Annotated in this window: 13 protein-coding genes, 2 pseudogenes and 1 riboswitch; all 15 genes and pseudogenes read right to left on the bottom strand. The window is 40.6% G+C overall.

From position 1 onward, the window contains the following. Window positions 1-7: 7 nt before the first annotated feature. Window positions 8-850, bottom strand: a complete 843-nt coding sequence (locus C1G57_RS03915) for a mechanosensitive ion channel family protein (protein WP_105113825.1) — start codon at window positions 848-850, stop codon at window positions 8-10. Between the two features lie 63 nt (window positions 851-913). Continuing rightward, window positions 914-2,248, bottom strand: a complete 1,335-nt coding sequence (locus C1G57_RS03910; RefSeq protein ID WP_105113824.1) for an alanine/glycine:cation symporter family protein — start codon at window positions 2,246-2,248, stop codon at window positions 914-916. 110 nt (window positions 2,249-2,358) lie between these two features. Further along, window positions 2,359-2,463: riboswitch (glycine riboswitch) on the bottom strand. 76 nt (window positions 2,464-2,539) lie between these two features. Continuing rightward, window positions 2,540-2,686 (bottom strand): annotated as a pseudogene (locus tag C1G57_RS11340) (ABC transporter ATP-binding protein); the annotation flags it as partial. Beyond that, on the bottom strand, window positions 2,687-3,535 hold the full coding sequence (locus tag C1G57_RS03900) for a hypothetical protein (RefSeq protein ID WP_105113823.1): 849 nt from the start codon (window positions 3,533-3,535) through the stop codon (window positions 2,687-2,689). It abuts the pseudogene before it with no gap. A gap of 10 nt (window positions 3,536-3,545) precedes the next feature. Continuing rightward, complete coding sequence (locus C1G57_RS03895) at window positions 3,546-4,598, bottom strand: trypsin-like peptidase domain-containing protein (protein WP_161941101.1); 1,053 nt, start codon at window positions 4,596-4,598, stop codon at window positions 3,546-3,548. Window positions 4,599-4,616: 18 nt separating this feature from the next. After that, window positions 4,617-4,919 (bottom strand): hypothetical protein, encoded by a 303-nt coding sequence (locus C1G57_RS03890; RefSeq protein WP_105113821.1) that lies wholly within the window; start codon window positions 4,917-4,919, stop codon window positions 4,617-4,619. A gap of 280 nt (window positions 4,920-5,199) precedes the next feature. Beyond that, window positions 5,200-5,832, bottom strand: a complete 633-nt coding sequence (locus C1G57_RS03885) for an ABC transporter ATP-binding protein (protein WP_105113820.1) — start codon at window positions 5,830-5,832, stop codon at window positions 5,200-5,202. Window position 5,833: 1 nt separating this feature from the next. Further along, window positions 5,834-7,819 carry a DUF1430 domain-containing protein gene (locus C1G57_RS03880; protein ID WP_105113885.1) on the bottom strand — a complete coding sequence of 662 codons (1,986 nt, stop codon included), beginning with the start codon at window positions 7,817-7,819 and terminating at the stop codon, window positions 5,834-5,836. 67 nt (window positions 7,820-7,886) lie between these two features. After that, window positions 7,887-8,240, bottom strand: coding sequence for a lactococcin 972 family bacteriocin (locus tag C1G57_RS03875; RefSeq protein WP_419579852.1), 354 nt, complete (start codon window positions 8,238-8,240; stop codon window positions 7,887-7,889). Window positions 8,241-8,542: 302 nt separating this feature from the next. After that, window positions 8,543-9,400 carry a helix-turn-helix domain-containing protein gene (locus tag C1G57_RS03870; protein WP_105113883.1) on the bottom strand — a complete coding sequence of 286 codons (858 nt, stop codon included), beginning with the start codon at window positions 9,398-9,400 and terminating at the stop codon, window positions 8,543-8,545. A 132-nt stretch (window positions 9,401-9,532) separates the two neighbouring features. Further along, window positions 9,533-10,471 (bottom strand): peptide-methionine (R)-S-oxide reductase MsrB, encoded by a 939-nt coding sequence (gene msrB, locus C1G57_RS03865; protein ID WP_105113819.1) that lies wholly within the window; start codon window positions 10,469-10,471, stop codon window positions 9,533-9,535. A gap of 51 nt (window positions 10,472-10,522) precedes the next feature. Further along, window positions 10,523-10,837, bottom strand: a complete 315-nt coding sequence (gene trxA, locus C1G57_RS03860) for a thioredoxin (RefSeq protein WP_002941035.1) — start codon at window positions 10,835-10,837, stop codon at window positions 10,523-10,525. A 399-nt stretch (window positions 10,838-11,236) separates the two neighbouring features. Beyond that, the gene (locus C1G57_RS03855; protein ID WP_002935924.1) at window positions 11,237-11,557 is read right to left on the bottom strand and encodes a hypothetical protein; all 321 of its coding nucleotides are present in this window, start codon (window positions 11,555-11,557) and stop codon (window positions 11,237-11,239) included. Window positions 11,558-11,569: 12 nt separating this feature from the next. Continuing rightward, on the bottom strand, window positions 11,570-11,956 hold the full coding sequence (locus C1G57_RS03850; protein ID WP_105113818.1) for a hypothetical protein: 387 nt from the start codon (window positions 11,954-11,956) through the stop codon (window positions 11,570-11,572). After that, a pseudogene (locus C1G57_RS03845) lies at window positions 11,935-12,530 on the bottom strand (triacylglycerol lipase); the annotation flags it as partial. The pseudogene C1G57_RS03845 and the gene C1G57_RS03850, both read right to left, overlap by 22 nt.

The raw sequence follows: 12,530 nt of genomic DNA, 5'->3' as shown, positions 1-12,530 counted from the left end.
ACTCTCCCTATTTTGTTAGGCTGGTGGACGGAAGGTCAATACCTGCTTGCCGTAGTGCTTCCTGATAAAATCCAAAGAATTGGTGGTAAATGCTACTCTGTTGACCATTGGCAACAAAGAGATTGACCCGGTAGACAAATTGACCGTTGGCAGTATTTTGCGGTCCCAGCACCGTCACACCTGTAATCTGGTCAAAATTGCTCACTTCTCTCCGATTGACTTCCTCAATCACTCGACCGACCTGCTCCAAGTCAGTATTAAACTTAAGTGGAATATCCACCTGAGCCCGCATATCGCCACGGGATTGGTTGGACACGACAAGGATGTTGCGATTGGGAATAAAATGCAAGGTTCCATCTGCATCTCTTACCTGGGTGGTCCGAATACCCATACTAACGATGGTACCCGAAATGGTAATAGGACCATTGGTCAACTTGACCACATCCCCCACATCAAATTGACGCTCCAAGAGAATAAAGAAACCATTGATTAGGTCTGATAAGAACCCTTGCGCACCTAAACCAATCGCTACCCCAGCAATCCCAGCACCTGCAAAAAGACTAGACACAGGCAGTCCTAAGATGGTCAAAATACTGTAAATCAAGATGAAGTAGAGCAGGTAGTTGAGCATACTTTCAACCAGACGGCTGATGGTCTTTTGACGACCAATATCCTGAGTAGATACTTTAAGAGACGGAACCAAAACCTTTTTAACCGAAGCCTTGGCCAGTTTTTTCACTATATAAAAGGCAAGAAAGAGGAGCACTAAAGACAGGGTTTTATTGATAAAGGCTGTCAAGAGAGCGTCCACATTAAACTGAGAAACATATTTCTGGATAAATTCATTCATACCATCATTATAGCAAAAAAACCTATAAAAAACTAAAAGACAGCCGAACGACTGTCTTTCATCTTATTTCTTCTTAGCAAAATACTGGCGTGTTTCCTTGATAATGACAGGAGAGAGAGCCAGTAGGGCAATCAAGTTTGGTAGAGCCATAAGCCCATTCACAATATCTGCTATGGTCCAAATCAAGTCTAGCTTGAGGAAACCACCTAATGCAACCATGGCTACAAAGACCAAACGGTAGGGCAAGATAGACTTGGTCCCAAAGAGGAACTCAATACAACGCTCACCGTAGTAAGACCAGCCCAGAATGGTCGTATAGGCAAAGAGGACTAGACTAATGGTCAAGGCCAAGGCACCTGGCTGACCAAAAACTGTCGCAAATGCTGCCTGGGTCAGCGGAGCACCTTCCAAGCCAGCAACTGACCACTGGCCGGTCACCAAAATCGTCAAACCTGTCAAGGTACAGATGATAAGGGTATCAATAAAGGTACCAGTCATCGAAATCAACCCTTGCTCAACAGGGTTGTCTGACTTGGCAGCCGCAGCCGCAATCGGAGCCGATCCCAAACCTGATTCATTTGAAAAGACCCCACGCGCAACCCCACGTTGGATGGCCTGTTGCACGGTCGCCCCAGTAAAACCACCCACAGCCGCGGTCGGAGTAAAGGCTGATTTGAGAACCAAAGCAAGGGTTGGTATGATCTGATCCCAATGCAGAGCCAAAACAGTCAAACTGGCCAAAATATAAAGGATGGCCATAAAAGGAACAATTTTAGTTGAAACTTCTGAAATTTTCTCAATTCCCCCAAAGATAAAGAAGGCAATAGAGATTGCTGTCACAATGCTGACCAGCTGGGGAGCCAAGCCAAAGCTAGCAGACATAGATGAGGCAAAGGAATTAACCTGAGAAAAGGTCCCCATCCCCAAGAGAGCCACTAAAACACCTGAAATGGCAAAGAAAATTGCCAGAGGTTTCCACTTTTGTCCCATACCCAAGGTGATGTAGTGCATCGGACCCCCTGCTGCTTGCCCATTGGCATCCTTGGTACGGTATTTAATGGCTAAAAATCCTTCTGCATACTTGGTTGCCATCCCGAAAAAGGCCGCAACCCACATCCAGAAGAGGGCACCAGGTCCACCAGTCGTAATGGCTGTTGCCACCCCAACGATATTTCCCGTACCAACCGTCGCCGCAAGGGCCGTACACAGAGCTGCAAAACTGGACACATCTCCCTGACCAGACTGGTCGCTGGAAAAAATCAAACGAAAGGCCGTCGGCAACTTGCTTACCTGAAACACTCCCAAACGAAGGGTAAAATAAACACCCGTTCCGACCAAGAGTAACAAGAGGGGCGGACCCCAAACAAAATCATTGATGTGCTGCATCAATTCTAACATAGCTTCCTCCTAAGCATCATTCTTAATCCGATAAAGCTGCCGGAAAAAACAAAAGAGGCTGAATTCATCAACCTCCAGAATCAACGTGAAAAATACAGAAAAATCCTATTTTTCAACGCTCTGTCCTTTTACCTGAGAGTTTCAGCAACTCTACTTTTCCAAGTAGAGCTACCTTGCCCCTTCGGTGCCAAAATGGTCTCTCCAGAGTTCCGTCCTTTGGACAGTCAGTCGCCTTTCTGCCCACTATCAACCGGTTATTCAGTTTTATCTTGCTCTATTGTAGACTATTTTTCAGGAAAAATCAAGAATATTTTTTGAAAAATTATAAGTCTTCCATTTTATGATAAGGTCTGCTCGCTCCCAAATCAAAGGATTATGGGTCGCAATCACAATTAACCGATCTGGACTTTTCAAAGATAAGAGAATACCCATGATTTTTTATTCTACAGTCCATGCTACTCCTTCATAACGCCAACCATAACCCATCAGTGTATTTTTTTCATTTGTATCCGTTGTGAACAGATGTTTTTTTATTCCTTCATGATACAAACGATAAACTGGGACTGTTCCACTGGTACGATAAGCCTCCCCCTCTTGAACCCAACCACGAGTTCCTAACACTTCATACTCGTGACTATCTTTTGTATAAAAATGAAATCTAAGCTCAGGATGATAGAGTCGGTAAACCGGATTTCCAGCACCTGTACTAGTACTCCAAGCCTCCCCTTCATAACGCCAGCCATTATGAGATAAGACTTCTTTTTCATTCATGTCTATTGTATAGAGGTGGACCATCAGTATGGGATGATAAAGCCTATAAACAGATGTATTAATAGGAAGTATCTTAACCGTATACACATTTTTAATAATTGGTTCTATCTGCGGTCCTTCATCTATCGGAACAGCATACTTTACAAGTTCTTCCCGAAACTCTTCTGACTCTCCTGGACTAACCGCCAAATAAACAAGACCTGGTTTTAAGGCTTGCCAATTTCCTCTTCGATCTAACTCTAGTAAATCGTTCCCTTTAAAGTCATCAGTAATAATCTTTCCATCTACAAAAAAGTCAAATCCGTATTGAAAATCTTTTATCAAACTATCTGATAGCGGTCGAATTCTTCCCGAATCTCCCACATAAATAATACTTTGAGGCACCGTCGCCTCATCTAAATAGTTCAAATTCTTAGTACGACTATATGTTTCTGCTTTCGCTAAAAAGGAGCAAAGAAACATAGCTGTAAATGCAACCAATAATAGTACTAATCGGTAGAAATTTTTTCTTTTCATATGCTGACTCCTATTCTACTGACCAAGCAATCCCTTCTTTATTCCATCCATTTTTTGGAAGTGTATTATACTCATTTATATCTGTTGTATATAAATGCACCTTTAATCCAGCATGGTACAGGCGATAAACATTCTGTGAGCCACCTGCATGAAATATTATCCCCTCATCTTTCCACCCACTTTTTATTAAGACATTTTTTTCATTTTCACTTGCTGTTAATAAGTGTTTCCTTAATACTGGACTATAAAGACGGTAGACAGGATTACCAATTGAATTTGTTCTCCATGACACCCCTTCAAATCTCCACCCTGCTGTCCTAGATAAAACATTTTTTTCATTTCCACTAGTTGTGTATAGATGATATTTTAATCCCTCATGATACAGCCTATATGTTGCAATTGTTTTCGTTACCGCTGTACTAGATTTACTATCAGTTAATGCCATATTTATCAAATTCATTGCCGTATTGTCAATAATCCTAGCAGTATTTTTTCCATAGAGCTGAATATAAGATGTATTACTAGGATTTTCCGCCACTCCACTTGTATGAATCGCTATAATGTTATTATTTTCATCTAAAATTGGACCACCACTATTTCCACTAAGTGTATCAGCACGATGCTTCATAATTGATGAATTTATTTCTAGTACCGTACCATGACTTTCATACATCTCTTCTCCTTTATCCGAAGGATAACCAATAACTTTAATGTTTTGACCTACATTTAAGACCGTTGTTGTTTGTAAAGGATTAACACCTACAACACTCGAGTCTAGAGTGATAATAGCAAGATCGTTACTTGGTACTTCAGATACATTATAAGCAGATAAAAAATGATATACCCCGCCACTATATGAACCATATGGACCATTCAAAAGTGGTACTTCTCCATTCTTCGCTGGAACTACGCTAACAAAATCCTCCCACTTTCCTGTATGGATATTTTTTAAAACGTGAGCAGCAGTTAAAACTTTATCATGAGAAATAAGCACTCCTGTACCGACTGCATAGTATTGATTCTTGGTATGTGCTAAAATATCAACAACACTCTGATATGGCAACAATCTAGAATCAACAACTCATCGACGTTCGTCAGGATAAAATATTGATTCCGTTTTCTCATCTTCTACAGAACTACTATTCACCCCAGAAGAAATATCCTCCGTAAGCACCGAGGTCTCTGTAGCGTCCTCTTCTTCACCATAAGTTTCTGATAAGTTCTGTTCTACAGGTTGTTCATAATAACCATTCTCGTCTTTATTTACAGAAATGTTTTCTGAATTTTCTAATGATACACTCAAATTATCTTCAGCCCGTATTGGCAACAATAAAATTAGCGACATCAACATCAATAAAACCAAAAATACTCTTGTCTTTTTCATATTTCTGACTCCTTGTCTAGAATAACCTACTAGCAGTATAAATCATTCCAAATTCACGCAAACACAATTCTTCAGCTAACTCTTTAGATTCTTTTCCTCCCTTCTCAATTACTAGCACCTCTCAATAAGATGGTTAATGTGTAGGTACAGACCTACTCTCTCCACTAAACAAACATATAAGATTTTATATTATTTTAACATATTATATTGTGCGTTTCAAATATGTTTATTTATCAATCTACATTAAATTCCTTATCAATCAATAATATTTTTAGAATTTTTACAAGTCTTCTATTCTTATGATAAGGTCTGCTCGCTCCCAAATCAGAGGATTATGGGTCGCAATCACAATTAACCGATCTGGGCTCTTCAAGGATAACAAAATATCCATAATTTCTTGGGAGCTTTTAGGGTCTAAGGCAGCCGTCGGCTCATCTGCCAAAATCAATGGAGGATTTTTCAGAATGACTTTAGCAAGAGCTACCCGCTGGGCTTCCCCTCCTGAGAGTTCATAGATAGGCTGGGATAGGTCCAGATAAGACAGACCAACTGCATCAAGTGCTGCTTCCTGCCTCGATTTCCTTTCGTCTTTGGACAATTTCTGACCAATCAGTCCCAAATCCAGATTTTCTTTGATTGTCTGACTTTCTAACAAACCAAAATTCTGAAAGAGATAGCCTAATTCCTCCCTAAAAAAGAGATGGGGCTTCAACTTTTTCAATTCCTTACCCTTGTAGAGAATGTCACCTGCATCATAGGACTCCAACTTGGCTAAAATATTCAGCAAGGTCGTTTTGCCGCTACCACTGGCACCTATCAAGGCATAGACCTTTCCAGCCTGCAAGTCTAGCGTTACATCAGAAAACAAGCTGCGCTTCCCAAATTTCTTTTGAATTGATTGGATAGAAAACATACTAGGCTCCTTTCAAAATACGGATATTCCAAGCTCCTTCTTTTCTTGTCTGCCACCTCAATAAGTAGAGCGCGTTGAGCAGAAACAAGATAAAACTGATACTACTTATGAATATGTGACCTGTTACTACTACGCTCACTCCCAAGGCTAATAAAAGGGCCAGTAGCTGAACCGTTAGGTATTTCTGATGAATGCCCCAAAAATCCATCCCTGCAATTTCCTTGATGAAAATCTCACGTTTAAATTCTTCAAAGTATAGAAGATTCATGGTATTAAACAGGACAATTGATGTCACAATCCCTAAAATGGCACCCATAGATGTTGAAATGGTCTCTATCCGAATACGATCTAAAAGTTCCGTAAAGAGGGAGGAACTACTTTTCACTTCATTGACAAACTGAAACAAATTTCTTGCCTTCAATTCGCGCAACAGTTTATCTCTATTTTTAAATAAGATACTGCTATCTACTTCATTCAACCAAAAGTCAGCAGATTCTTTTCCCAGACTTGACGGTGCCAGCACAACTAAAATAGGGTCTGTCAGGTATTGCACATGTTGACCAGAACGATGATTGTAGATAAACTGCTTCTGCCCATTTTTTAAATAGGCAACTTTTCCCTTAATGGTAGCTGAGCGTGCTTGATTAGCAGGTATAACCATGCGATTGATATAATCTTGGTAAAGATGGAGATAAGTATCGCTTTCAGGGCGCAATTTTTCAGGTAATAGAAGTTGAAATTCTCCTTCTTGTAGAGGGAGTGCTACTTCTCCTTCTGCTAAGTTTACATCCTGTATCTGCAAATAATTTGGACTAACGTAGAGGGTGTTGCCTGCTGGATGGTAGCTGTCAAGGCGTGTCCCATCTTCCGGTTGGGAGCCCATTAAATAGGCATTCAAATTACTTTTGACAAAGAGCGTGCCATCTTCCTCCAAAGCTTGCTTTAGTAAAGGATACCAATTTTCAGGCGAATTTAGTCCTGAGCGACCATCCGCAGAAATATTCCAAGCTAAACTATAGTAATCCCCTTCATTCTCCCACTGCTGGGCACCTACTTGGTATTCCTGCCAAATCCCTGAATAATAGACGGTTTGAGCCACCCCCAATGACACCACCAGTAGAGCCAGCATTTGCCCCATAACCATAATGGTCAGGATTCCTTGCAGGGGCATCTTCCCTTTTAACAAGGGTAAAAAGTGATAGGTCCGAATGGCCAAGGTAAATGTAGCAGCGAAAAAAAGGACAATCAAACCAAGCAAGAAATGATAGCCCACTAGAGCTGCGACCAGATAGTAGACAGAATAGCCATCTAATCCAACGAGGTAGGCCAGTCCAACTGCTGGAAGAACCGCAAATGGGATAGTTAGAGCTATCTCTTTCGCATTTTCCTGTAGAGATAGTAGAAATAAATGCCAACGTGAATCTCCTGCAATCAAACGGATACCTGCTGTACGCAACTGCCTTACATTGGCAATCACGACCAAAGCCATATAGGTAATGAGAAAGACCAGTATGGCTAAGAATTGACCACCTTGTATCAGAAATGCTAGTAAAGTAGCAATAGTCGAAGGCTTCCGAATCTGAACTTCATCAAATCCAAGCGAAACAAGAAGAGACCGAAGTTCCTCTACCGTCGCTTTCCCTTGGAAAATAAAATATTTGGTTAAAAGTGCAGACTCCACTTTTTCTGATGCCTGAAATTCCTCTAGTCCTCTTGGTAGGGAAGACTGACTAAAATTGTCATAGGAAAAGGTACGTCCACCTGATGTACTTGGCTCAATCACCCGTCTGGCAATCACACTATCCGTCTGTTGAGAATAGTCTTCTAATCTCTGTCGTACATCTGAGTAAGTCACGTCCTCAGATACCGACAAAGTGGTCACAGAAGGAAAATAATGAACAAGCATAGTCTCCTTTGGGCTAACCCCCAACCAAATCATAAAGACGGCTAGAATGATCGTCGATACAAGTACAAATTTTCCTTTCATCACAATCACCTGTCTTCCTATTCTCTAAAATGTAAGAAAAGGCGATGTTCCCATCGCCAATAATCTACTAATCACTCAAATCGGCAGAAAAATAGGCCACCTCTCCGAAATTCGTATTGATGAATGCTCTAGAAGTTCCACCTGGTCCTGCAGTACCTTTACGTGACGACGAATCACTGTCCCGAACTACTCTTGACCAGTGACTGCTACTAGGATGGTAAAAATTTGAAAAGGCTCCCCAATTATTCGGATCATGATGCCCACCATAACTCCAATTTCCACCTAAATAAGGTGCAGCAAGAACAGTAAGCGGCGCTATCAGGGTTCCTAGTAAGAGAGTTGAAAAAATGACTGTTTTAGGTTTTAATGTAGTAACACTCCTTGTAATCCATAAAAATATGAAACTAAGTACGGCGACCAACAATAACCCTTATTCATGACCAATATCGTTTCCTAGATTTTCCTCCTTTCTCAGTCACTATTAAGGATTTATAAAACAATTTAAATAGTAAATATAACTACTCCCTTCGGTGAATAATATCAGGTTCCCATCCCTGTGTTTTTACTTTAGCTAATGGGAATAGGGTCAATAATATAGTTACCATCAAAAGAATTGATATATATTTCTTCATAAAATCACCCTTTTTGTTTTTATTTTAACATATTAACAATGAGTTTACAACTGTTTTTTGATTATTTTTAAAAATAATCTTTATACAATTGTTAAATATCTTTCGATAGATATTCTTTTAAACTGAGATAACTATTTTGCGGACCAAAAAATTTGAATAGACATTCCGCTTCTCTATAGTAGGAGAGAATTTCATCCTTTGATAAAAATCCCTCTCCTACATTTGCGATTAAACAAAGCGTATCAGCCAAAAGATAACAACTCTTCTTGTCTCGCAAGATTTCGATTAGGTCTGTCAATTCATCAATTGCCTGTGACTGTCTCTTTCTTTTAAAAAGATAGTGAGCGTGATTGTAGCGAATCTTGATATACTTATGAAAACGATCTGTATCTGTTATATCCAAATGACTAAGCTTTTCTGAAATCTCCTCATACAAACTTTCTAGATCCTCATCTCGGGAAGTCAAGGCATAAAAATTAGCCAAACTACTGTATACATCCAGATAAAAACTAGATTTCTTACTGATTCGATGACTAAGTTCTTCCATACGTACAATTGCAATATCCTCCTTATGATAATGATGAAAGTCCACTATACAAGCCAGATAAGTTAAATATTCACTGCTTTCCTGCGAATGAACAGCTTCTTTCTGCTTCTCTGCCTGTACAAGATAAGCCAGTTGATCATAGGAACGAGTGAACAGAGCTTTGTCCACCAATCGTCTAAATACCGTAATATCAGGTGCTTTATCTGATACACTTTCATCAAAAAAATAATCCATGCACACCTGTAAGCGTTGTGATAAGGCAAATAATATATCCGATGTAGGAGCAACTCCTAATTTTTCAACTCGACTAATCAAACTCTGTTCACAAATTCCCTCTGCAAGTTCCTTTTGAGTAAAGCCAAGTTCCTTTCTTCTATTTTTAAAACGTTTACTAAGAATCATTTTCATAACCTTTCCATATATCCCTTAAGAAAAATCTCTATATAGATTATTATATCAAAATTATCTTTTCTAACATACTATTTCGACACAAAAAGCCTATTCTTGACGAATAGACTTCCTACATTCCTAAATTTATTTAAGTAGTTCCAAAAACAAACCATATCCTGCTTCTTCCATCTCCTCTCTCGGTATGAAACGAAGGGCTGCGGAGTTGATACAGTAACGTAATCCACCCTTGTCACGCGGTCCGTCATCAAAGACATGGCCTAGATGAGCATGACCAGCCCGACTGCGGACTTCGATACGATTCATGCCGTGGGAAAGATCTTGGAAATAAGTCGCAACTTCCTTGCTGATTGGTTTGGTAAAGGAGGGCCAGCCGCAGCCTGAGTCGAATTTGTCTGTCGAGAGAAAGAGGGGCTCACCAGTCGTAATATCGACGTAGATGCCAGCTTGGTCACTATTCCAAAACTCATTTTCGAAGGGTCTTTCCGTCGCAGCTTCTTGAGTGACTTGATACTGGAGGTCGGTCAAGCTGTCTTTTAAGACTTGCTGGTCTGGCTTTTGGTAGTCTGCAACATCAATCAGAGGGATTTTTGCCTGTGCAAGATCGATATGGCAGTAGCCTTGGGGATTTTTCTTGAGATAATCCTGATGGTAGTCTTCGGCGGGGATGTAATGCGCGAGTGGCTCCACTTCAACGGCTAGGGGGCGTCCGCCAAAGAGCTGAGACTGCTCCGTCATGACCTGCTCGATGGTCGGCAAATCAGCCTCATCTGTGTAATAGATACCCGTCCGATACTGGCGCCCCTTGTCAGGCCCCTGCTGATTGACAGAGAAGGGATCAATGACGCGGAAATAGTAGAGGAGAATTTCCCGCAAATGGATACGAGTCTCATCATAGGCTAGATATAGTGTTTCTGCGTGATCTGTTTGTTTGAGGAGTTGATAATTGGTCGTCTCCACCTGTCCATTGGCATAGCCAACGCTAGTGTCAAGAATACCATCGATCTGGGAAAAGTAGCCTTCCATTCCCCAGAAACAACCGCCTGCTAGGTAGATTTCTTTCATGTGAGATTCCTTTCGATGCAGAAAAAGGTTGAGTTTCCTCAACCTCCATAATTAACCAATCTCTGCCAAGATTGCTTTGATTTGGTCTTTGGTGTGAACACCAGCAACTTGTTTCACAACCTGTCCATCTTTTTTGAACAAAAGGGTTGGGATAGACATGATTCCAAACTGACGAGCTGTGTTTGGATTTTCATCAACATCCATTTTGTAGATGCGCAATTCATCTTCATCCACTTCACCTGCTAATTGCTCTAAGATTGGCGCTTGCATGCGACATGGACCACACCATGGTGCCCAAAAGTCAACAAGGACTACGCCTTCTTGTGTTTCAACTTCAAAGTTTGCATCTGTAATAACTTGAACCATAATTTTCTCCGTTTCTGTTTTTCTACTATCATTCTACACCAAAAGAAAATAGAAAGCGAATTTTTGCTACGGAAGAGAAATGAGATAGTCATGCTTAAACAATTGTGATTTGAAAGCATGTTGGTCATTCTAAACTAGACCGCAGGGTGACAAGGGGGAACTGGGAGACTGTTTTGCTTATAAAGTCCAGTTGTAGTAACGAGACAAGGTGACGGAGTAGGTGCTACGGAAGAGAAATTGAATAGATATACTTTAAAAATCTTAATTTGAAAAGCAGATTGTTCAAGTGAAACTAGACCACAGGGAGGACGAGGGGGGGAACTGGGAGACTGTTCTTCCTATCAAATCCAGTTTTAGCAATGGGAAAAGATTTACGAACGGATGCTACGGGATGAGATATTACTCTACCTCTTCCAATTTTGTATATTCTTTTGCCTTTTCTTTCACAACTTGTTGTACCTTTTTTGAAAACTCGCCTTTTATACTTGTATCAAAACTGTTTGCAATCAATTTTACGGAATTTTCTCCATCATTTCCAATTGTTTGAATTTTCTTCTTGTGTTGTTTTAAAATTGCATTTTTTTCTCGCAGTTTGAGCGGAGCATAGATAGAGCGAATCAGCCAACGTTCAATTTCTTTCTCTATAGCATTAATCGTCGCGTAGTCTATCTGGTCAGCTTTGGTATATAAATCTTGCAACATTTGATAAAGTTGATGCATTGGCTCTCCCTTCTATTCTCGGTATTTTGTATAAATTTCGTCAATCTGATCTTGCATTTTTCGGTACTGGTTTTTATAGTAGGTATCCAAGTCCTCTTGTTTCTGATCCAATCGGTGAATGGAGCTGTATCGCTCTTGATCGATTGCGGCATGCCATTCGGACATGCCATTGTTGAGTAAATGGTGCAAGTCTCCAGTCTCGTCTCCGACTTGTCGCAATTCTAACAGAACTTCTTGATACTTTTCTTCCAACATTCGAGTCAATATTCGAGTGGTTTCTTCAACATTTTCATAGTGTTCTTGTAGTTCTCTTTGAGCTTTTCGTTGTTGGTTCTCAATATCCTCCCATTCCCACTCTTTCTTCATTAACTCTGTCTTTAATTTATCGTACTGGTCCATTCTTGTATCCTCTGTGCTAATGTCTGGTCTTCCGTTACTTTCTGCTCGATCCCTGCTTGGATTTGACTTTCTAAGTCCACTAAATCCTGCTTGAGTTGATTGGAGCGAGTGATAAACTTCTCGACTTGATTGGTGCTATCTCCTACCAGGCTATGATAGTCAACACCTGCACTGCTGTAGGCCTGTCTCACTTCATCAGGACTCAAAATGAAGCCAAAAGGGACATTTCCTAAGCTACTGTAGACTTCATTTACTTCTGTAAGGGTGGAAGTGGTCTCTTTTTCAAGGGTTTGGTGAGTGGTTTCCGCAACCTTAACCAGTCCTTGAGCCAGGATGCGGGCTTGTTCGCTGTCCAGATAGATGGTTTCATGCGAACTGAAACCACCACGGGATAGGGTTTGTTTCATCTGTTGGAAGCGACTCATTTCAATGATGGTCCCATTTACCCCCTCAGTGGAAGAAGTCTGTAGGACCTTAATATTGTCAGAAGTGTCTAACTGATAGCCATAGGTCATGTGCTGATTGCCAAGATCGATATCCTTACTTTCCACGAAGTGGACCATCCCAACGGAAT

The sequence above is a fragment of the Streptococcus suis genome, assembly GCF_002960425.1.
In the GTDB taxonomy this organism is placed as follows: Bacteria; Bacillota; Bacilli; order Lactobacillales; family Streptococcaceae; genus Streptococcus; species Streptococcus suis_S.
The sequence above is the reverse complement of the archived record's forward strand: the minus strand, read 5'-3'. Positions and strand labels throughout refer to the sequence as shown.